Source organism: Enterobacter sp. UNJFSC 003, assembly GCF_036903355.1.
In the GTDB taxonomy this organism is placed as follows: Bacteria; Pseudomonadota; Gammaproteobacteria; order Enterobacterales; family Enterobacteriaceae; genus Enterobacter.
The window spans coordinates 44,229-65,667 of sequence record NZ_JBAKHK010000012.1; the positions used below are offsets into that span (position 1 = coordinate 44,229).

A 21,439-nucleotide genomic window follows, 5' to 3' on the forward strand; every position below is an offset into this window, starting at 1 on the left:
TTGCAGGGCTTTTTTACATCAAAACTCCATCTTCACCGTAAACTGCACCTCGCGCGGATCGCCAATCTGGTTGCCCAGGTTGTTGGTCGCGATGGATGAGGTGTAGTAGGTCTTATCAAACAGGTTCTTCACGTTAACCTGCAGCGTCACCGGATACTGCAGCTTCATTTTGTAGGCCGCAAACGCATCCGCCACGACGTAACCCGGTAGATAATAATCCGCACCGTTAGTGGCTGAACGACGGCTCACCCCGTGCCCGCCGCCGCCAATCGTCAGGGTATTCCCGAGCACGTTATGAATATCGTAGGTCAGGAACAGGGAGCCCGTATGGCGCGGCACGTTCGGCAGCGGTTTGCCGGCGTAGTCCGGATCTTCCAGCACCTTCGCATCGGTATAGCCGTAGCTGGCAATAATATTGGTGTTTTCGGTCAGCGAACCCGCCAGATCCACTTCTACGCCCTGCGAGCGCACGCGCCCCGCGGTTTTCGCGACGGTCTCGTCCCCGACGCTCTCGGTGTACAGCACGTTACGCTTGTGAATATCAAACAGCGCGATATTCGCAGTAATACCCTCAAACAGGTCGAACTTTGCGCCCACTTCATAGGCATTTGACGTTTCTGGTGGCAGATCCCCGATATAGCTCGCAATGGACGATTGCGGCATAAACGTCTGCGAATAGTTGGCAAACAGCGAGACGGACGGCGTGAGCTTGTAAACCAGCCCCAGCTTCGGCGTCCACTGGTCGTCGCGGCTGTCGGTGTTGACGTTGAACGGACGACCTTTCCCAGCATATTGGGTGTAAGACTGATAGCGCAGCCCGGCCACGGCTATCCATTTATCGGTGAGATACAACGCGTCCTGCGCGTAAGCGGAGTAGCTCTCCTGCTTAATGGTCTGGTCACTGTCGGCGGCGGAGACGGTGGTGCACTTGCCGAGATTGCCGTAGCTCGGATTATAGATATTGAAATCTTTAACGTTCTTACAGCGGATCATATCCGTGCGCAGCAGATCGTAATTCTCATATGACACGCCGGTCAGGATCTCGTTGTAGAAGCCCGCGATATCCACGTTCCCCTGCAGATCCGCGCGGGTGGTGTGCATTCGCTGTGTCGACCCCTGAGTCGCATCCACGCGACGGGTCAGATTTCCCGTTTTAGCATCGTAGGCCATGACGCGCGCCTGATTATCGCTGTATCTATCCTGGCTAAAGCTGTAGTCGAACGTTGCCGTCCATTGGCTACTGAGGCGGTATTTCACGTTAAGCTGCGCCAGATCGGACTGGCCGTCGGTGAGGTTAAACGACTCATCAAAGCGGGTTTTGCGATCGACGTTGACCGGCTTTTTGGTATTGAGATCGAAGATCGTTCCGCGATCGAACGGCGTCTTATAGTCGCGATGCGAATAGAGTACGGTCACGGTGGCATCATCGCCAAACCAGGTCAGCGACGGGGCAATGAAGGTGCTGCGCTCGGTGCCAAAATTGCGCCAGTAATCTTCGTTCTGATATTCACCCGTCAGGCGGTAGGCGAGGCGAGTCCCGTCAATCGGGCCGGTAACGTCAAGCTGCCCGGTACCGCCGCCAAAGCTTGAAGAGGTGGCGGAAAGCGAACCGCCAAAGGTGGTTTCCGGGCGTTTAGTCACTACATTGATCAGGCCGCCCGGATCGAGGATGCCATACAGCGTAGAGGCTGGCCCTTTCAGCACTTCCACGCGTTCGGTGGCGGCGTTAAAACTACGCGGCAGTACGGTGCGCAGGCCATTGGTCATGATTGAGCCGTCGCGGTTTGCGCCAAAACCGCGACGCACAAAGGCATCCTGCGTGCCGCCCAGGGTGTTGGTTTGCACCACGTTGCTGACGTTATACAGCGCTTCGTCGAGCGTGGTGGCATTTTGATCCTGCAATACCTTATCGCTGACGGTATTCACCACCTGCGGGATATCCAGCATCGGCATGTTGGTCAACGTGGCGGTGGAGGTGTTCAGTGGTTGATAGCCGTTGGTGGCCTCGACCGTGGCATGGGGATCGGCGGTAACGGTGAGCGTTTCGCCGTCTTTTGTCGCTGCGGTCTCTGCGGCGTGTACCAGAGGTGCCATAAACAAAAGCGAAAAGAGCGCGCGCCCTTTAATCCCAGAAAGAGAAGGTGTGAACGTAGCCATTACATCTGTTTTCCCGAAATATCCACCGAATAAAAGTTCGTGGAAGAAGGTATGAATCATTGCCCTTACGGTCTGTTCGTTAACCTGATGGCATCGAACTTGTAATTGATAATCATTCAATCATGCAAGAATGTAGTAGTAAATGGAAATAACAAAAAATGAGCTACAGCCGTGGTTACCCGTTTTTGATGACGATATTTTTTAAGTAATTAGTTGAAATATAGTAATAAAGATGAAGTGTAGTCAGCGTAGCGTGATGCCAGTTATCCGTGGTTATATCAGGGTGTTTCTTCTCTTGACTACTACATAGCGCAGCGGCAAACTCTCAAAAGAGAATGAGTTTTATTTTTATTTGTTAGTTTTATTATTACGTTGGCGTTCACGTGGCTCACAACTTGAAAACACCGGGATTGGTTCTTGAAAACCTTTCTGCGGGCTATCAGAAAAAAATCATCGTTGATGATATCTCTCTCATCATCCCCCCGCAGAAAATGACGGTTCTGGTGGGCGCGAACGGCTGCGGAAAATCTACGCTGCTGAGTACAATTGCACGTCTGCTGCAGCCGCTCGGCGGTGCTGCGCTGCTCGATGGCAAAGCGATTCATGAACAACCCACCAAAGCCGTCGCCCGCCAGCTTGGGATCCTGCCGCAATCTCCGCTGCTGCCGGAAGGACTCACCGTGTTTGAGCTGGTATCACGCGGACGCTTCCCGTGGCAGAATTTTATGCGCCAGTGGAGCGATGAAGACGAACTGGCGGTGGGGGAAGCATTGCGCCTGACCGGAACGGCTGAGTTTGCCCATTTACCGGTGGAAAGCCTGTCCGGCGGCCAGCGTCAACGCTGCTGGATCGCCATGGCGCTGGCGCAGCAAACGCCGTATATCCTGCTGGACGAGCCGACGACGTATCTCGATCTCCGCTATCAGGTTGAGATCCTCGAGCTGTTGCATACTCTAACCCGCCAGCACGGGCGCACCGTGGTAGTGGTACTGCACGATCTCAATTTTGCGGTGAACTACGGTGATTCATTGGTCTTTTTACGCCAGGGGAAAGTGCAGGGCGTCCTTCACGAAGGCGATATGTGCACGCCGGAACTGATCAAAGCGGTGTTTGACGTTGACGTGCACGTGTCGATAAACCCGCTGACCGGAAAACCGTTCTTTATGCCGTTTCGCCAGGTTGCTGAACAACCATGATGCGAACATCTCTGGCTTTTCTTTTCTTCGTCCTGCTGCTGCTGATGGGCGCGGTGGCGCATCTGGGCATCGGTGCACGCTTTATTGCGCCCCAGACGGTGATGCAGGCTTTTCTTGAGTTCGACCCGCGCAATTTCGACCATAACGTCATCATCAGGCTGCGTCTGATACGGCTTTGCGCTGCCCTGACCACGGGGGCTGCGCTGGGTGTGGCGGGTGTGCTGCTGCAGTCCGTCATCCGCAACCCGCTGGGTGAGCCGCACATTCTGGGGCTGAATGCCGGGGCCGCGCTGGCCGTCGTTGTGACCAACGCGCTTGGGCTTACGCTGCCGTTTGGCCGACCGCTGATTGCCGCCTGCGGTGCCGCCGTGCTGTTTATGCTGGTGCTGATGTTCTCGTCTTCCGGGCGTACCGGCCTGACCCCGATGAAGGTCACGCTGTGCGGCGTGGCAATGTCGGCATTCGCGTCATCGATTACCGCCACGGTGTTACTGCTTGATGAGCAGACGCTGCTCGCCATGCGCACCTGGCTGGCGGGGGATTTAGCCGGGCTGAACGGAGAGACGATCCGTAGTGCCGCCTGGGTCGCTGCGGCTGGTTTTGCGCTGGCGCTCTGGCTGTCACCGTCGCTCAATATGCTGGCGCTCGGGGACAGGATGGCGCAGGGGCTTGGCGTCTCGCTGCTAAAAACCCGTCTGTTTGCCCTGCTGGCCATCGCGCTGCTTTGCGGCGCGGCGGTCTCCATTGCCGGACCGATCGGGTTTATCGGGCTTGTCGTGCCGCAGCTGATTCGCCGTCTGGTGTCGGTAGATCTCCGCATGATGGTGCCGCTCTCTGCCCTGTGCGGTGCGTTGGTTTTATTATTGGCGGATATCGCTGCCCGCACGCTGTTTACGCCGTACGAGCTGGCCACCGGCATCATGACTGCACTGGTCGGTGCTCCCGTCTTTATCTTTATGGCGTCGAGGTTGTTCAAATGAACCGGGCTGGACTGCGTGCATTACGCGTCGGGCCGTTCTCGGCTCGGGTTCGGCCACGGGCGCTGGCGCTGCTCTGCGTGTGCCTGATGTTAGCCTTGGTGCTGCTCTGTTTTGGCCTGACGCACGGTTCGATGCCCATTCCCGCCTCGGCCATCGGCCACGCCCTGTTTAACCTCGAACGTCCAGACGATGATATGCGCTATATCGTGATGGATATTCGCTTACCGCGCCTGCTGATGGCCGTGTTATGCGGTGCGATGCTGGGGATGGCGGGCGCGGCGATGCAGTCTATCACCCGTAATGGCCTGGCCGACCCTGGCCTTATCGGCGTGAAAGAGGGGTGTAGCGCAGCGGTATTGCTGCTGATATTTCAGTTCCCGGCGCTGGGGCTGTTCTGGCGTCCGATATTCGGTATGGCGGGCGGGCTGTTGACCGCGCTGCTGGTGGTCGCGCTGGCGCACGATATCTCGCGTCCACGATTTATCCTGATCGGCATTGGCGTCTCATGGGCGTTTGCCGCTGCGATGGGGATCTTTATGACCACCGCCGACGTGCGCGACGTGCAGACGGCGATGCTGTGGCTGGCGGGTAGCCTGCATGCGGCTAACTGGACGCTGGTCGGCATTGCGACCGCCTGGGCGATACCTGCATTTGCTCTGCTGCTCTTCACCGCGCGTGCTGCCGATGTGGCGCTGCTGGGCAACCCGGCCGCAACGGGGCTTGGCGTGCGTACCGCGCGATTAGCGCTGCTGCGCGTGTTGGCCCCGGTGGTGCTCACGGCCGCCTGCGTCTCCTGCGTGGGCAGTATCGGTTTTGTCGGACTCATTGCGCCGCATATGGCTCGCCTGCTGCTGCGTGGCGGACAAGCAGCCCTGCTGACGGGCAGCGCCGTGCTGGGCGCGCTGCTGGTTCTGTTGGCGGATAACGTTGGACGCCTGGCATTTTTGCCGCTACAGCTTCCGGCGGGGATTGTGATTTCACTGATTGGCGGGCCGTTTTTCCTGCTGCTGCTCTGGCAGCGTCGGGACAGATTTTAGGGGATAAAGATGCGCGTACTTTTTTCAATGCTGTTGCTGGTGGGATTGGCGGCGAGCGCGGCGGAGCCCACGCAGACGTTTACAGACGATCTGAACCGCAAGGTCGTGGTGCCGGTTCATCCGAAACGGATCGTCTCCCTGCATGACCTGGATATCACGATTCCGCTGATTGAGCTTGGCGTGCCTCCGGTGGCTAGCCACGGCCGCACGCGTCCCGACGGGAGCCATTTTCTTCGCTCCAGCGGCATGCTGACGGGCGTTGATTTTGATAATTCCGACATCAGGTTCATCGGCACGGCGGATATTGATATCGAAGCCATTGCCGCCGCAAAACCGGATCTGATCGTCACCGAGCCCACCCGCAACACCCCGGTGGAACTGCTGGAAAAAATTGCCCCGACGGTGAGCATCGATCATCTCGACGGCGGCGCGCCGGAGATTTACCGCAAGCTGGCGCAGCTTACCGGCACGCAGGCGCGGCTGAAGATTTTGGAACGTCGCTATCAGGAACAGATCAAGGCGCTGAAGGCGACCATCGATACCAGCAAGATTACCGTGTCGGTGATTCAGGCCAATCAGGGCAAGATCAACGCCATGCACAGCTACCATTCGCTGGGTCGCGTGCTGCGTGACGCTGGATTCCGGTTCCCTCCGCTGATTGAGCGCATCCCGTACGGCGGACGTATCGACGTCAGCGCAGAGCGTCTGCCGGATCTGGATGCCGATTTTGTCTTTGCCACCTGGCGCGGCGACTCCGGGGGTAAACCGCAGGATGAGCTGGCGGCAATGGAGGCTGTGATGCCGGGCTGGTGTCAGTTCCTGAATGCCTGCCGGACAGGACATTACGTGCTGATCTCTCGTGAAGAGGCGATCTCGAACTCGTATGCCTCCTTAGGGCTTATGGCCGCGCAGGTGCAGTCGCATATTGCCGGACGTCCGCTGCCGGAGGTGTCGCAGTGATCCGCAAAGAAAAAACGCGCGTGGATATCTACGGCGAGCGCTTCCGATCGCGTGCGCACCAGCTGACGCCGCGTCTGCTGCAGGTGGCGCGCTACATCAACGAGAATCGGGAAGCGGTGATGGAGCAGACGGCAATGGAAATTGCTGCGGGGCTGAAAACCTCGGATGCCACGGTGGTGCGTGCCATCCAGGCGCTGGGTTTTGCCGGTCTGCGCGATCTGAAACAGACGCTGGAGCAGTGGTTTGGCCCGGTGGTCAGCTCCAGTGAAAAGATGTCCACCACGGTGAATACGCTCACCAGCGACGTTAATGCGAGCATCGATTTTGTGCTCGAAGGGCATCAGCACACCTGTGAGGTGCTGTCTGAGCCCGGTAACCGTTACGCGATGGCGCAGGCGGTATCGTTGCTGGCGCAGGCGCGACAGGTCGCTATTTTTGGCATTGGTGCCTCCGGCATTCTGGCCGACTATACGGCCAGATTGTTCAGCCGTATGGGGCTGCCCGCCATACCGCTCAACCGCACCGGCATTGGCCTTGCCGAGCAGCTGATTGCCCTTCAGCGCGGTGACGTGCTAGTGATGATGGCGCAAAAATCTGCCCATCGGGAAGGACAGACAACCCTGCGTGAAGCAAAACGTCTGGGTATTCCGACCATTTTGTTGACCAATGCCCTCGACTCGCGCTTCAGCAAAGAGGCCAGCGTGGTGATCCACGTTCCGCGCGGGGGGGAGAAGGGGAAAATACCGCTGCACGGCACGGTGCTTCTTTGTCTGGAAATGATAATTTTATCCGTGGCCTCTACGGAACCGCAGCGCACCATCAAATCGATGAAGCGTATCAACGAGTTTCACCGTGGGTTAAAGCCGGGGAAGAAAAGTGCATGATTTTTACGGTACTGCAGCGGCGTCTCCCCAATCCCTTTTTTAAACGCGCTGATAAACCACGTCACGTCGGAAAACCCCACCCGCGCGGCAATCTCACGCACGCTGGCATCCGAGTGAAGCAAGCACTCGCACGCTTTGCGCAGCCGTAACGTATTCAGGTAGTCGTGGATCTTCTCGCCGGTTTCCGCGTGGAATTTTCGCGACACGTAGCTACGTGATTTGCCCAACTCCCCGGCCAGCGCGTCCAGGCGGAACTTCTCCTGGTAATGTTCATCCAGCCAGAACATCACCTGGCTGGCAATTCCCAGGCTACTGCCCGGCGCGCCAGCGTTATCATCAGGCATCATGGCAAACAGGCTTATCAACAGCCCGGCGATGCTCTCACCGTTCATGGGTGATTGATAACAGCTCAACAGATGATCGATATGACGATGGCTGTCGGCGACATCGGCAACCCACGCTTCCCCCCCACGACGTGAAAGCCGCTCCAGCCGCTGCCGGGTGTGGGGAAAATCACGCAGCGTTTTCAACACCGCATGGTGGTCGAGATGAATAATCGTGCGCCGGTAAATCGCCTCCGCCTGCGGGTCCACCCTCACCTTATGCAGGGTAAACGGCGGGAAGAAAAACAGCCGTCCGGGGCGCATGGTGTAGTGGCGGTTATCGACAATCGCCACGCCAAATCCTTCTTCCACATAGAGAATTTCCAGACACTGGTGCCAGTGGTGATAACGCACGGTGTTGGCAAACAGGCGGCTAAACGACACGACGGTGTCGTTTAGGGTAATCAGCTCCAGATGCTCGGAGGTTGGCGTGTCGCGCATAGTGCAATAAAACTCAATTTTTCCCGGCCAGAATCTCTTTATAAACCACCTTTTTAAATTTTCTCAACTGCGGGTTTATTCATCGTTCTCACCTGTGACCTGGCTAACATTTCTGCCCCTTGTGCATTCACTATGCTTTGCCGCAGTTGATTACGAGGGCGAACCTATGTGGGCGGCAAATAAAGAAAAATCAAATCCGTTGTCTTCACGCCAGGATGTGGTGGCGTCATTAAATACCTTGCTGGGCGCGCTGGATACGCAGTTTCCGCAAGACAGTTCACGATTTTCGCTGGGGGAAACCTGCGCGCATTATTCAACGGAAATTGCGCAGATGGAGGGGCTTTCCCGCGCGCTCTGGGGCCTGTTTCCGCTGATGGCATCCGGCGACGCCACGCCGTTTAGCGATAAGTACATTACCGCCATAAGGCTCGGTACCGATCCGCACAGCGTGGGCTACTGGGGTGACACCGGCCCGTACGATCAGCGGCTGGTGGAAATGGCGGCCTACGGGCTGGGGCTGTGCCTGCTGGGAGAGAAACTCACCGAGCGCTTCACCGCGCGTGAAGTGATGAACCTGCACGCGTGGCTCAACCAAATCACCGACGCGCAAATGCCGGACAGCAACTGGAACTACTTTGCCATTATGGTCCAGCTCGGCTTTAAACGCGCCGGGCTGCCGTATGACCAAAACGCCATTGACCGCCGGTTTGCGATGCTGGACGCCTACTACCTCGGTGACGGTTGGTACGCCGACGGCCCGGGCCGTCCGAAGGACTACTACATCTCGATGGCGTTCCACTTCTATGGCCTGATCTACGCCACCCTGAGCGATGACGAGGAGAGGGCGAACACGCTACGTCAGCGCTCGCGTCTGTTTGCCGACGACTTTATCTACTGGTCAGCCGCCGATGGCGCATCGGTGCCGTTTGGCCGCAGCCTGACCTACCGTTTCGCGATGGTGGCCTTCTGGAGCGCGGTAGCCTTTTCCGGGCTGGACGTCTTCACGCCGGGTATCGTAAAAGGCATTGTGCTACGCCATCTGCGCTGGTGGCAGCGTCAGCCGATAGCCGATCGCGACGGCATTCTGACCCTGGGCTTTGCGTATCCGAACCTGGCGATGTGCGAGGATTACAACTCTCCCGGCTCACCCTACTGGGCGCTGAAAACCTACCTGATTCTGGCGCTGCCAGAGGCGCACCCGTTCTGGCAGGCAGAAGAGCAGCCGTTGCCCGTGCTCGCCGAAAAACGCGCAATTCCTCATGCCCAGCAGATCCTGATGCATAGCGATACGTCACAGCACGTCACGATGCTCACCGCCGGGCAGCGTGAGCTGAACAACTACGTTAACACCGACGCCAAATACACCAAATTTGCTTATTCCAGCCGCTTTGGTTTCACCATCGAGCGCGGACGCTTTGGCCTGAAACATGCCGCCTGCGACTCAATGCTGTTGCTGTCGGAGGGGGATGATTATTTCCGCGGTCGCCGCGCGTGCGAGGACGTACGGGTGGATGAGAATTACCTCTACTCACGCTGGCTACCGTGGCACGACGTGCATATTGAAACCTGGCAGGTGCCCTTCGGAGAATGGCATCTGCGCCTGCACCGCATCAACAGCGCCCGCGCTCTGCAAACCGTTGAAGGAGGGTTTGCGGTGAAGAAAACGGAGCACCACGCGCGCGACCGCGGCTGTTACCTGATTGCAGCGAACGGCAGCAGCGCGATTGTCGATCTCTCGCCCGCTATCGCACGCATGCCGGACAGCATCGTCACGCCGCCTAACAGCAGCATTATGTTCCCGGAGTGCGCCTCCATTCCGCTGTTAAAAACCGTCATCCCGCAAGGGGTGAGCTGGCTATGTTGCGCCGTCGTGGCCAGCGAGAAGCAACAGGTTGTGGTCGCGCCACGGCTGAACATTACCCCTAACCAGGTCGTAATACGCGAACCTGGAGGCGAACGTCATCTGTCGTTCACTTTATAAAAATAACTCTGGCCCCTATACCTACACGTCGGCGAGGATGGTATGAAAAATACATCTACAACGAACAGAACCGAATATTACAAAATAAGCAGTTTTATTTTCCTCTACTTTTTCACCTGGTCTGCCAGCATTGGTTTATTGGCGATTTGGCTTGGCCAAAAGGCGAATCTTAGCGGCTCGGTCATTGGTACCGTATTTGCCGTGAACGGCGTCTTCTCCGTTATTCTTAAGCCCATTTATGGCTATATTCTCGATAAAATCGGCATGAGCAAATACCTGCTCTATTTTGTGGTGGCGATGTCGGCCCTGATGGCGCCGTTCTTTATTTATGTCTACCAGCCGCTGTTAATGTCTCACACCCTGCTCGGCATTATTATCGGTGCACTTTATTTAAGCTTTGCCTGGTATGCGGGCGTGGCGGCGTGTGAATCCTATTCCGACCGTTTTAGCCGCTTAAACGGCATGGAGTTTGGCCAAATTCGTATGTGGGGATCGCTTGGCTGGGCGGTGGCGTCATCCTTTTCCGGCCTGCTGTTTAACCTTTCTCCGGCCTATAACTTTATTTTGGGCAGCGTGGCCTCGGTGGTGATGCTGATTGTCCTGCTAACGCTGAAAGTGAACACTAACTCAGTCCACGCAGGCGAGGTGCTAACCAAAGAGAAAATCGCCCCCTCGGACGTGTACGCGCTTCTGCGAAACCGTAAATTCTGGGCCTTCTGCCTGTACGTGGCGGGCGTAGCCTGGATGATGTTTATCGCCGAGCAGCAGTTCTCGCGCTATTTCGTCACCTTCTTCGACGATATTCACCAGGGCAATGCGGTATTTGGTTATCTGGGGACCGTGCAGTCGGGAATGGAATTCGTCATGTATATGGTGATCCCGCTGTTTGTAAACTTTATTGGCGCTAAGCGTGGGCTATTAATTGTCGGGCTGGTGGTCGGCGCGCGCCTGATTATTTCCGGCATGTGCGATTCGCATCTGTTAATTTCCATTCTTAAACCGCTGTACGGTCTCGAAATCTGCCTGCTGCTGGTGTCGGTCTTTAAATATATCGCCGAGCATTTCGACAAGCGCGTTAACGCCACCATGTATTTACTGGGTTATCAGGCGATGCTGTATGTCGGCAATGTGGTGATTTCCTCTCCGGCCGGATATATGTACGACCGCATTGGCTTTGAGCACACCTATATCATCATGGGCGCTACCGCGCTGACCTTTACGCTTATTTCTGCCTTTACGCTATCGGCCTGCCAGAGCAAATGGCGCGGGTCCCGCACGCTGAACGTAGCAGAACCTACATCACGATAATTACGCCGTCAAAGAAGGAACCGCACTATGTTAAGTCGTATCAAAGAGGAATGCCTGCCCGCTATTCCTTTACCCGTTGATCCCTGCGTCTTTCGCGATCAACTCAGCGCAGCGCGCAGTCATGTCCTTAACCTGATTAGCCGTCATTTAACGGCGTTCGGTGAACAGTTTCCGGCGGAAACCTGTCAGGACGGTTTTTATCCGCTGACCGATAACGTGGAGTGGACCACCAGCTTCTGGACCGGCCAGCTTTGGCTGGCGTGGGAGATGAGCGGAGAAGCGAAATTCCGCGAGATGGCGGAAAAAAACGTGCGCTCGTTTGGCCTGCGTATCGCCGGGCGCAACGATACCAATACTCACGATTTAGGCTTCCTGTATACGCTCTCCTGCGTGGCGGCCTGGCGACTGACGGGCAACCGCGAAGCGCGCGGTTTCTCGCTTCTGGCGGCTGAAGCGCTGTTAGAGCGCTTCCATGAGAAGGCGAAGATTATCCAGGCATGGGGCGACCTGGCCGATCCGGAACAGGCCGGTCGGATGATCATCGACTGCAATATGAACCTGCCGCTGCTTTACTGGGCGACGGAGCAAACCGGCGATCCGCACTTTGCCGATGCCGCAAAAGCTCACGTCATGCAGGCCGCAACGTACCTGATTCGTGAAGATGCCTCGACGTTCCACACTTACTACATGGACGTGGTCACGGGCGCGCCGCGGTATGGCAACACCCAGCAAGGGTATGCGGATGACTCCTGCTGGTCGCGCGGACAGGCGTGGGGCATTTACGGTTTCCTGCTGAGCTATATCTACACCGGCGATGAGACGATGATTGCCCTGTCAAAACGGTTGGCGAACTACTTCCTCAATCGCCTACCGGAAGATTATGTTTGCCATTGGGATCTGGCGCTGGTCGGTACGGATGCGCTGCGGGACTCCTCCTCGGCGGCCATTGCGGTCTGCGGGCTGCTGGAACTGGTGAAACATCTCCCGGTCACGGACCCGGATCGCGAACGCTATCTGGAATGGGCGAAAGGGATCATGTCGTCGCTGACAAAGCACTATCTGATGGGCGAGGACGAGCAGGGGAACGGGCTGCTTAAGCACGCTGTCTATCACCTCGCGAGCAACAAAGGCGTGGATGAGTGCGCGAGCTGGGGAGATTATTTCTACGTTGAAGCGCTGGTGCGGTTCACGCAGAGCTGGAAGCTCTACTGGTAAAACAGTCGGGGGGGGGACCCCCGACTCGTGCATTACGCCTTAGGAATACGCAGCGTCTGGCCGGGATAAATTTTATCCGGGCTGGAGAGCATCGGGCGGTTAGCCTCAAAAATCTTGTTGTACTGGTTGGCATCGCCATACACGGTTTTGGAGATGGCGCTCAGGGTATCGCCGGATTTCACCGTATAGTAGGTGGCTTCATCTTTGGCGTCGGTGGCGGTGATGTTGTTCTCCACCTCGCTAACGCCTGCGATGTTCCCGATGGCAACCTGGATTTTTTCTTTCTGCTCCTGCGTCAACCCCTCTCCCGTCACGCTGGCTTTGCCGTCAGTGACGTTAACCTGCACGTTGTTTGAACCGGGAATGTTGAGTTTTTTGAGGTGCTCGGTGATTTTGTCGCTCTGACCTTTGTGGTCGGTCAGGTTATCCCACAGCTTTTCGCCTGCTTCTTTCACGAAGTTAAAAAGACCCATTCTTTCCTCCTGTTAACCATGAAGTCAGAATAAGCATAGCAGGTCAGGGAGATTTCCCTCCCCGAGAGGAGAGGGAAGACGGGTTTACACCCCTTGTTCCAGAATACGGATATGGGTTTCCAGAACGTCACCTTTCACCGCGTCGCTCCACGCCTTCATATGCGCGGTCTGCAGGTGGGCTTCAAGATGTGCCACGGTTTCCCACTGCTCAACCATGATGATTGAGTCTGGCGCCGTCGCCTGGAAGCTCGCGTCAGTGGTGGCATCTACCATCGGCGCATAGCCGTGGCAGCCTTCTTCTTTCAATACGGTCGGGATAATCTTCACGAACTGATCCAGCACCGCCTGACGGTGATGTTGGCCTGGACGAGTACGGATTTCAGCAATAACGGTAAGCATGGTTAACTCCTTCTAATTCCAGGCTAACAGTTAAGCAAAAATCTCGCCGAGATGCTTGCGATATTCTGCGATATAGCTCGGGACGTCCGGCATTTTAATGACGTCATTGACGATAAAGGTCGGCAGCGGTTCCATTCCCAGGAACTGGTTGGCCTTGTGGAACGGTAGGTATGCGCCGTCGACGCCCACGCCCTCAAAGAACTGGTCTTTCTCGGTAAAGGCTTCCAGCGGGGCGTTCCAGGTCAGAGAGAGCATGTATTTTTTGCCCTGAATCAGACCGCCAGAACCGTATTTTTTGGCGGCGTCAGAGCGGGTGCGTCCGTCACTGGCATACAGCGAGCCGTGGCCTTCGGTGAAGACATCGTCCATGTATTTTTTCACGGTCCACGGGGCGCCCATCCACCAGCCCGGCATCTGCCAGATCACCACGTCGGCCCACAGGAAGTTCTGCACCTCTGCGTTAACATCGTAATTGCTGTCTGCGCGCACGACCTTAACATCATGTCCGGCGTCGCGCAGGAAACCATCCGCGACCTCGGTCAGGGTGTCATTCAGCTGGCCTTTTGAGTGCGCGAATTCTTTCGCCCCGTTGATAATCAGAATGTTGCTCATTTTTAGTCCTCGTAGATGAGAGTATGTGCAGTAGTCTACGCGCGAGGACGGTGCGGTAAAATGGGCAAAATGTGCAAAGTCTTTTGCGTAAGAAGCAATAATCAATCACCAACTGATGTTGGCTTCAAAACCGCCCTCTGCCGCATTCCCCAGCGTGACGCGCATGCCGTGCAGGGTCGCGATGCGCTTCACGATGGATAACCCCAGACCGCTGCCGGTTTCATCTTGTCCCGGCGGGCGATAAAAGCGCTCGCCGATACGCGCCAGCGCAGCGGGAGAAATGCCTGGGCCGTTATCCCGTACGGAAAAGCTGCGGGTATTCAGCGTCACATTCACCACGCTGCCGCGCGGGCTGTAGCGAACGGCGTTATCCAGAAGATTACGAACCAGCAGGCTTAAAAGCAGCTGCTGGCCCGCGCGTTTCACCTGCGGATCGTTGACGTTCAGGCGGATATCAATCCCCGCCTGCTGCGCGAGATGCCAGATATCCAGCACTGCCGACTGCAGTAAATCAGCCATCACGACCGGTTCGACGTCGTCCAGGTTATCCAGAGAGTCCAGGCGCGAGAGCGTGAGGAGCTGATCCACCAGCCTGGAGGCGCGATCGATACCCGCATGCAGCTGCGACAGCGCTTTTTCCTGCGCCTGCGGATCGTTCAGTGAGAGCTGTGCCACGTCGGTTTGCACCTTCAGGGCTGCCAGCGGGGAACGCAACTCGTGGGCGGCATCGGAGGTGAAGCGGCGCTCGCGGGCCATCATCTCCTGCGTTCGTGCAAACAGATGGTTCAGCGCGTCGAGCAGCGGGCGCACCTCTGCAGGAACGCCGCGCGTCGGCAGCGAGTCGGTGGCATCGGGCGAACGCAGGCGCAAGGTCTGCGCCAGATTTTTCAGCGGCTTCAGTTCACGGCTTAACAGAAGGATAAGTAACAGCAACATCACGGGGAGCGCCACCAGCCAGGGCGTCAGCTGTGAACTGACCACATCCAGCGCCATCTCCTGACGGTATTCCCACTCCTGGCCGACCACCACGCGGTATTTACCGTCCGGTGAGGTCAGCCATAAGAAGCGCCACTCATCGTTGTCGTCCTGTAGCCGTCCGTTATCAAATCCATCCCGGCGATAGTGATACGGAATATAGCGCCCGTTTTCACCGTCGTTGAGGATCATGTTGCCGTCGGGGGTGAAGATGGCGAAGGCCAGCGCGTCGTCATCCAGATGCCCGTGCTTGGCCTTTTTCGGCACCTCGCGCATACGTTCCGGGGCGCGTAATTCGTCCAGCTCCATGGTCATCAGCCGTTTGGCAAACAGCATTTGCTGCGTATCAAACAGCTTATCCAGCTTGTGGGTAGTCTGCTGCCAGGCGACGATGCTGGCGGCAAACCACGCCGCGAGGGACAACACGAAAAAGAGCAGCGTCAGGCGCAGCTTCAGGCTCAGGCGTTGGGTCAATTTCATGCGTCACCCAGTGTATAGCCGATGCCGTGCACGGTGCGGATAAACTCGCTGCCGAGCTTGCGGCGAAGATGGTGCACGTGGACTTCCACGGCGTTGCTGGAGACGTCATCGTCCCAGCTATAGAGTTTTTCTTCGATGTGTTTGCGCGGGAGAACGCGGCCTGCGTTGCGCATTAACAGCTCAAGCAGGGCAAATTCTTTGGGTTTCAGCATCAGCGTTTCGCCATCCAGCGTGGCGACGAGGCTAGTTGGATCGAGCGTCACGTTGCCGTGACGAAGCTTGCTGCTCGCCTGGCCATGGCTGCGGCGGACCAGCGCCTCGAGTCTTGCGGCCACCTCGATTAGCGCGAAGGGTTTGCACAGGTAATCATCGGCCCCCAGACGCAACCCCTCGACGCGTTGGTTAAGCGCGTCCCGCGCCGTCAGGATTAAGACCGGCTCGCTGCGCCCGCTTTCGCGCCATGCGCGCAGGATCTGAAGCCCGTCAATTTCCGGCAGCGTCAGGTCGAGCACCACGGCATCATAGGGGGCGGTATAGAGTGCCGCCTGGCCGGTTTTCCCGTCGGTAAACCAGTCCACGTTGAACCCCATTTTGCTTAAGCCGGCTTTGATGCCATCGCCAATTAACTTGTCGTCTTCTACCAGTAATATGCGCATGTTCCCTCCTTGATATCGCCAGTAAACCCCGCGCTGAAGCCTGCTGTACAGTAAAAATAAATAAATTTTCCCCTTAAGAAGTTGTTAAGGTTTACCCTGTTTAATGGATTTTGAAACGACATTAAAGGGAGAGATTAAGATGAAAAAATTCGCTGCACTTGCTGCCATCATGATGATGACCACCGCACCGGTCTTTGCTGCTCAGGGCGGTTTCACTGGCCCATCGGCTACCCCAACCCAGACGCAAACCCAGCAGGGCGGTTTTGTCGATAACAATGCCAACCTGACGACGGCTGCCAAAGTCAAAGACATGAAGGACGACAGCTGGGTGAAGCTGCGCGGTAGCATTACCGAGCGCCTGTCCGACGATCGCTACACCTTCCGCGATGAGACCGGTACGGTGGTGGTAGAGATCGACCACAAACGCTGGAACGGCGTGACCGTGACGCCGCAGGATAAGGTCGAACTCCAGGGTAAGGTCGATAAAGACTGGAACGAATTTGAAATCGATGTGAAGCAGGTTATTAAGCTGAACAAATAACCCAGAAAGGGCCGCTTATCCGGCCCTTTTTCTTTGTGACTCAACTCGCCAGATGAGGTAGTATCTGCGGCAATATTGCCTGAAACCCATCGGTTTCTGAGTTGAGGAATCACACGTAATGAGCGATATGGCAGAGCGCCTCGCGCTACATGAATTCACGGAAAACGCTTACCTGAACTACTCCATGTACGTCATCATGGACAGGGCGTTGCCGTTTATCGGGGATGGCCTGAAGCCCGTTCAGCGCCGCATCGTCTATGCGATGTCCGAGCTGGGACTGAGTGCCAGCGCCAAGTTCAAGAAATCCGCCCGTACCGTCGGTGACGTGCTGGGTAAATACCATCCGCACGGTGACAGCGCCTGTTATGAAGCCATGGTGCTGATGGCGCAGCCGTTCTCGTACCGTTATCCGCTGGTTGACGGACAGGGGAACTGGGGCGCGCCGGACGATCCGAAATCCTTCGCGGCGATGCGTTATACCGAATCCCGACTCTCCAAATACGCCGAAGTGCTGCTGGGCGAGCTGGGGCAGGGAACCGTAGACTGGGTGCCAAACTTCGACGGTACGATGCAGGAGCCGAAAATGCTGCCTGCACGTCTGCCGAATATTCTCCTGAACGGCACAACCGGTATTGCCGTGGGTATGGCGACGGACATTCCGCCGCACAACCTGCGTGAAGTGGCGAAAGCCGCCATCACCTTGATTGAACAGCCGAAAACCACGCTGGATGAGGTGCTGGATATCGTGCAGGGGCCGGACTATCCGACCGAAGCCGAAATCATCACGTCGCGCGCGGAAATCCGCAAAATCTACCAGAACGGGCGCGGCTCCGTACGCATGCGCGCGGTCTGGAATAAAGAGGACGGCGCCGTGGTGATCACTGCGCTGCCGCATCAGGTGTCCGGCGCGAAAGTGCTGGAGCAGATTGCCTCCCAGATGCGCAATAAAAAGCTGCCGATGGTGGACGACCTGCGCGACGAATCCGACCACGAGAACCCGACCCGTTTGGTGATCGTGCCGCGTTCCAACCGCGTGGATATGGAGCAGGTCATGAACCACCTGTTTGCCACCACCGATCTGGAAAAAAGCTACCGCATTAACCTGAATATGATTGGTCTGGACGGTCGTCCGGCGGTGAAAAACCTGCTGGAGATCCTCACTGAGTGGCTGACCTTCCGCCGCGATACGGTGCGCCGTCGCCTGAACTATCGTCTGGAGAAAGTGCTCAAGCGCCTGCATATCCTCGACGGTTTGCTGGTGGCGTTCCTCAATATCGACGAAGTGATCGAGATCATTCGTACCGAGGACGAGCCTAAACCCGCGCTGATGTCGCGCTTTGGCATCAGCGAAACCCAGGCCGAAGCGATCCTCGAACTGAAGCTGCGTCATCTCGCCAAGCTAGAAGAGATGAAGATCCGCGGTGAGCAGAACGAGCTGGAAAAAGAACGCGATCAGCTGCAGGCGATCCTGGCGTCCGAACGCAAGATGAACACCCTGCTGAAGAAAGAGCTGCAGGCTGATGCCGATGCCTTTGGTGACGACCGTCGTTCCCCGCTGCACGAGCGTGAAGAAGCGAAGGCGATGAACGAGCATGACATGCAGCCTTCAGAGCCGGTCACCATTGTACTGTCGCAGAGCGGCTGGGTGCGGAGCGCCAAGGGGCATGATATTGATGCGCCAGGCCTGAGCTACAAAGCGGGCGATAGCTTCAAAGCGGCGGTGAAAGGCAAGAGCAACCAGCCGGTGGCGTTTATCGACTCCACGGGCCGCAGTTACGCCATCGATCCGATCACGCTGCCTTCCGCGCGCGGGCAGGGCGAGCCGCTGACCGGCAAGCTGACGCTGCCGCCGGGGGCGACGGTTGAGCACATGCTGATGGAAGCAGACGATCGGAAACTGCTGATGGCCTCTGATGCAGGCTACGGCTTTATCTGTACCTTTAACGACCTTGTCTCGCGCAACCGTGCGGGCAAAGCGCTGATCAGCCTGCCGGACAACGCCCGCGTCATGACGCCGCTGGTGATTGAAAACGACAGCGATATGCTGCTGGCCATTACTTCTGCCGGACGCATGCTGATGTTCCCGGTCAGCGATCTGCCAGAACTGTCGAAGGGTAAAGGCAACAAGATTATTAACATCCCGTCGGCGGAAGCGGCAAAAGGCGAAGATGGCCTTGCGCATCTCTTCATTCTGCCACCGCAGAGCACGCTGACCATTCACGTTGGTAAACGTAAAATTAAGCTTCGTCCGGAAGAGCTGCAGAAAGTCGTCGGGGAGCGCGGTCGCCGCGGTTCACTGATGCGTGGCCTGCAGCGTATTGACCGTATCGAGATCGATTCTCCGGTTCGTCCAGGCGTGGGCGACAGCGAAGAGTAATGCGGTGCCACTCCCCCTTCATTCCGGAGGGGGAGTTTCAATAAAATTTCCCGTAAAAACGTTGTTAATTCGTGCGTTGCGATTAACAATACGCGCTCGTAATAAAGTCCTTACCTGGCCACAGATGAAGTATAATTGTCAGCTGTTTGGGCTTAAGAGGTCGCCATGCTATACATTGTTCGTCTCATTATTACCGTTATCTACTGCATTCTGGTCTGTGTTTTCGGCTGCATCTACTGCCTGTTCAGCCCGCGTAATCCTAAGCATGTTGCCACGTTTGGCCACCTGTTCGGTCGTCTTGCGCCAGTGTATGGCCTGAAGGTTGAAAAACGTCTGCCGGAAGGTGCCGAGCACTTCGGTAACGCCATCTATATCGCTAACCATCAGAACAACTACGATATGGTGACAGCCGCAAACATCGTCCTGCCGCCGACCGTGACCGTGGGTAAAAAAAGCCTGCTGTGGGTTCCGTTTTTCGGCCTGCTGTACTGGCTCACCGGTAACCTGCTGATCGACCGCAATAATCGTGCAAAAGCGCACGGCACCATTGCCGAAATGGTGAATCACTTCAAAAAGCGCAAAATCTCTATCTGGATGTTCCCGGAAGGAACGCGCAGCCGGGGACGCGGCCTGCTGCCCTTTAAGACCGGTGCGTTTCATGCTGCAATTGCGGCAGGCGTTCCAATTATTCCCGTGTGCGTTTCGAATACATCGAATAAGATTAATCTTAACCGCCTGAATAACGGGCTGGTGATTGTCGAAATGCTGCCGCCGGTGGATACCAGCAAATATGGGAAAGATCAGGTTCGCGAGCTGGCAACGCACTGTCGTGAACTGATGGCTCAGCACATTGCGCAGCTCGACAAAGAAGTCGCAGAGAGAGAATCCGCCGGCAAGATTTAAGCTGGCGTTTAAAGGGAAAACGCATTCCCGCGTTGTTCGTTGTTTCAGATGGAGCTTATATGTCACTCAGTCGGCGTCAGTTTATTCAGGCTTCGGGGATCGCTCTCTGTGCGGGTGCGATGCCGCTGACAGCCAACGCCGCCGGGCAGCAGCAGCCGCTGCCCATCCCGCCGTTGATTGAATCCCGTCGTGGGCAACCCCTTTTTCTGACCCTACAGCGTAGCCACTGGTCCTTTACCCAGGGCACGCGTGCGTCTATATGGGGGATTAACGGGCGCTATCTTGGGCCAACCATTCGGGTATGGAATGGCGATGACGTTAAGCTTATCTACAGTAACCGTACGCCTGAAAATGTGGCCATGACCGTCAGCGGTTTGCAGGTTCCGGGTCCGTTGATTGGCGGCGCGGCGCGTATGATGTCGCCGAACGCTGACTGGGCACCGGTACTGCCGATCCGCCAGAGTGCGGCCACGCTGTGGTATCACGCCAATACGCCGAACCGTACGGCTCAGCAGGTGTACAACGGCCTGGCGGGGATGTGGCTCATTGAAGATGAGGTCAGCAAGTCCCTTCCTATTCCGAACCACTACGGCGTGGATGATTTTCCTGTCATCATCCAGGACAAACGCCTGGATAACTTTGGCACGCCGGAGTACAGCGAACCGGGCAGCGGCGGCTTCGTTGGCGATACGTTGCTGGTTAACGGTGCGCAAAGCCCCTACGTCGACGTCTCGCGCGGGTGGGTGCGCCTGCGCCTGCTCAACGCTTCTAACTCGCGTCGCTATCTGCTGCAGATGAGCGATGGCCGCCCGCTTCACGTGATTTCAGGCGATCAAGGTTTTTTGCCCGCGCCGGTTTCCGTAAAACAGCTGGCGCTCGCGCCGGGTGAGCGCCGTGAAATCCTCGTGGATATGACCAACGGCGATGAAGTGTCTTTGACCTGCGGGGAAGCGGCGAGCATTGTGGATCGCATTCGCGGATTCTTTGAACCTTCCAGCATTCTGGTTTCCACCCTGGTACTGACCCTGCGCCCAACCGGCCTGCTGCCGCTGGTGACCGACAGCCTGCCGATGCGCTTGCTGCCGCAGGAGATCATGAGCGGATCGCCGGTGCGCAGCCGGGATATTAGTTTGGGCGATGATCCGGGCATCAACGGCGCGCTGTGGGACGTCAACCGGATTGATATCACCGCGCAGCAGGGAACCTGGGAACGCTGGACGGTGCGCTCTGATATGCCGCAATCCTTCCATATTGAAGGGGTTAGCTTCCTGATCCGCAACGTTAACGGCGCGATGCCGTTCCCGGAAGATCGGGGATGGAAAGACACGGTGTGGGTGGACGGTCAGGTTGAACTGCTCGTCTACTATGGCCAGCCGTCGTGGCCGCACTTCCCGTTCCTGTTCCATAGCCAAACGCTGGAGATGATGGACAGGGGATCGGTCGGGCAGATGCTGGTCAATCCGGCACCGTAAATTGCTTTT

The 21,439-nt window shown here is 56.9% G+C and carries 20 protein-coding genes; 13 read left to right on the forward strand and 7 right to left on the reverse strand.

Annotation, left to right across the window (positions count from 1 at the left end; translation table 11 throughout):
• Positions 1–18: 18 nt before the first annotated feature.
• Positions 19–2,085 (reverse strand): TonB-dependent siderophore receptor, encoded by a 2,067-nt coding sequence (locus V5P19_RS19740; protein WP_369077404.1) that lies wholly within the window; start codon positions 2,083–2,085, stop codon positions 19–21.
• Here V5P19_RS19740 and V5P19_RS24730 point away from each other — a divergent pair.
• The 6 genes from V5P19_RS24730 to V5P19_RS19765 all read left to right on the forward strand — a co-directional run bounded on the left by V5P19_RS24730 (position 2,036) and on the right by V5P19_RS19765 (position 7,214).
• Positions 2,036–2,212 carry a hypothetical protein gene (locus V5P19_RS24730; protein ID WP_369077403.1) on the forward strand — a complete coding sequence of 59 codons (177 nt, stop codon included), beginning with the start codon at positions 2,036–2,038 and terminating at the stop codon, positions 2,210–2,212. The genes V5P19_RS19740 and V5P19_RS24730 overlap by 50 nt on opposite strands.
• A 328-nt stretch (positions 2,213–2,540) precedes the next feature.
• Positions 2,541–3,353: an ABC transporter ATP-binding protein gene (locus tag V5P19_RS19745; RefSeq protein ID WP_334406702.1), complete on the forward strand. Its 813-nt coding sequence runs from the start codon at positions 2,541–2,543 to the stop codon at positions 3,351–3,353.
• Positions 3,350–4,333, forward strand: a complete 984-nt coding sequence (locus V5P19_RS19750; protein ID WP_334406704.1) for an iron ABC transporter permease — start codon at positions 3,350–3,352, stop codon at positions 4,331–4,333. The genes V5P19_RS19745 and V5P19_RS19750 overlap by 4 nt, the downstream gene beginning before the upstream one ends.
• Positions 4,330–5,370: an iron ABC transporter permease gene (locus V5P19_RS19755; RefSeq protein ID WP_334406706.1), complete on the forward strand. Its 1,041-nt coding sequence runs from the start codon at positions 4,330–4,332 to the stop codon at positions 5,368–5,370. Before V5P19_RS19750 ends, V5P19_RS19755 begins: the two co-directional genes overlap by 4 nt.
• A gap of 9 nt (positions 5,371–5,379) precedes the next feature.
• Positions 5,380–6,330: an iron-siderophore ABC transporter substrate-binding protein gene (locus V5P19_RS19760; protein ID WP_334406708.1), complete on the forward strand. Its 951-nt coding sequence runs from the start codon at positions 5,380–5,382 to the stop codon at positions 6,328–6,330.
• Positions 6,327–7,214 (forward strand): MurR/RpiR family transcriptional regulator, encoded by an 888-nt coding sequence (locus V5P19_RS19765; RefSeq protein WP_334406710.1) that lies wholly within the window; start codon positions 6,327–6,329, stop codon positions 7,212–7,214. The genes V5P19_RS19760 and V5P19_RS19765 overlap by 4 nt, the downstream gene beginning before the upstream one ends.
• On the opposite strand, the gene V5P19_RS19770 is transcribed toward V5P19_RS19765, so the two are convergent.
• Positions 7,178–8,038, reverse strand: coding sequence for a helix-turn-helix domain-containing protein (locus V5P19_RS19770; RefSeq protein ID WP_334406712.1), 861 nt, complete (start codon positions 8,036–8,038; stop codon positions 7,178–7,180). The genes V5P19_RS19765 and V5P19_RS19770 overlap by 37 nt on opposite strands.
• A gap of 166 nt (positions 8,039–8,204) precedes the next feature.
• Here V5P19_RS19770 and V5P19_RS19775 point away from each other — a divergent pair, with 166 nt between their 5' ends.
• The 3 genes from V5P19_RS19775 to V5P19_RS19785 are packed head-to-tail and all read left to right on the forward strand — an operon-like array spanning position 8,205 to position 12,542.
• The gene (locus V5P19_RS19775) at positions 8,205–10,019 is read left to right on the forward strand and encodes a DUF2264 domain-containing protein (protein WP_334406714.1); all 1,815 of its coding nucleotides are present in this window, start codon (positions 8,205–8,207) and stop codon (positions 10,017–10,019) included.
• Between the two features lie 42 nt (positions 10,020–10,061).
• Positions 10,062–11,327 carry an oligosaccharide MFS transporter gene (locus V5P19_RS19780; protein ID WP_334406716.1) on the forward strand — a complete coding sequence of 422 codons (1,266 nt, stop codon included), beginning with the start codon at positions 10,062–10,064 and terminating at the stop codon, positions 11,325–11,327.
• Between the two features lie 27 nt (positions 11,328–11,354).
• Positions 11,355–12,542 (forward strand): glycoside hydrolase family 88 protein, encoded by a 1,188-nt coding sequence (locus V5P19_RS19785; protein ID WP_334406718.1) that lies wholly within the window; start codon positions 11,355–11,357, stop codon positions 12,540–12,542.
• Positions 12,543–12,574: 32 nt separating this feature from the next.
• Here the strand turns inward: V5P19_RS19785 and lysM are convergent, their stop codons facing one another.
• From lysM to qseB, 5 genes are all read right to left on the reverse strand, one after another.
• Positions 12,575–13,015: a peptidoglycan-binding protein LysM gene (gene lysM, locus V5P19_RS19790; RefSeq protein WP_334406720.1), complete on the reverse strand. Its 441-nt coding sequence runs from the start codon at positions 13,013–13,015 to the stop codon at positions 12,575–12,577.
• Between the two features lie 84 nt (positions 13,016–13,099).
• Positions 13,100–13,414 carry a putative quinol monooxygenase gene (locus tag V5P19_RS19795; RefSeq protein ID WP_334406722.1) on the reverse strand — a complete coding sequence of 105 codons (315 nt, stop codon included), beginning with the start codon at positions 13,412–13,414 and terminating at the stop codon, positions 13,100–13,102.
• A 30-nt stretch (positions 13,415–13,444) separates the two neighbouring features.
• Entirely contained in the window at positions 13,445–14,026 is a 582-nt protein-coding gene (locus tag V5P19_RS19800; RefSeq protein ID WP_334406724.1) for an NAD(P)H-dependent oxidoreductase, read from the reverse strand.
• A gap of 105 nt (positions 14,027–14,131) precedes the next feature.
• Entirely contained in the window at positions 14,132–15,481 is a 1,350-nt protein-coding gene (qseC, locus tag V5P19_RS19805; protein ID WP_334406726.1) for a quorum sensing histidine kinase QseC, read from the reverse strand.
• On the reverse strand, positions 15,478–16,137 hold the full coding sequence (gene qseB, locus V5P19_RS19810; protein WP_334406728.1) for a quorum sensing response regulator transcription factor QseB: 660 nt from the start codon (positions 16,135–16,137) through the stop codon (positions 15,478–15,480). Before qseB ends, qseC begins: the two co-directional genes overlap by 4 nt.
• 139 nt (positions 16,138–16,276) lie before the next feature.
• Here qseB and V5P19_RS19815 point away from each other — a divergent pair, with 139 nt between their 5' ends.
• The 4 genes from V5P19_RS19815 to ftsP all read left to right on the forward strand — a co-directional run bounded on the left by V5P19_RS19815 (position 16,277) and on the right by ftsP (position 21,430).
• Positions 16,277–16,678, forward strand: a complete 402-nt coding sequence (locus V5P19_RS19815) for a NirD/YgiW/YdeI family stress tolerance protein (protein ID WP_334406730.1) — start codon at positions 16,277–16,279, stop codon at positions 16,676–16,678.
• Positions 16,679–16,796: 118 nt separating this feature from the next.
• Positions 16,797–19,055: a DNA topoisomerase IV subunit A gene (gene parC / locus V5P19_RS19820; protein WP_334406732.1), complete on the forward strand. Its 2,259-nt coding sequence runs from the start codon at positions 16,797–16,799 to the stop codon at positions 19,053–19,055.
• Positions 19,056–19,220: 165 nt separating this feature from the next.
• A complete protein-coding gene (plsC, locus tag V5P19_RS19825) occupies positions 19,221–19,958 on the forward strand; it encodes a 1-acylglycerol-3-phosphate O-acyltransferase (RefSeq protein WP_334406734.1) in 738 nt (245 codons plus the stop codon).
• 59 nt (positions 19,959–20,017) lie between these two features.
• Positions 20,018–21,430, forward strand: coding sequence for a cell division protein FtsP (ftsP, locus tag V5P19_RS19830; RefSeq protein WP_334406735.1), 1,413 nt, complete (start codon positions 20,018–20,020; stop codon positions 21,428–21,430).
• Positions 21,431–21,439 lie beyond the last annotated feature (9 nt).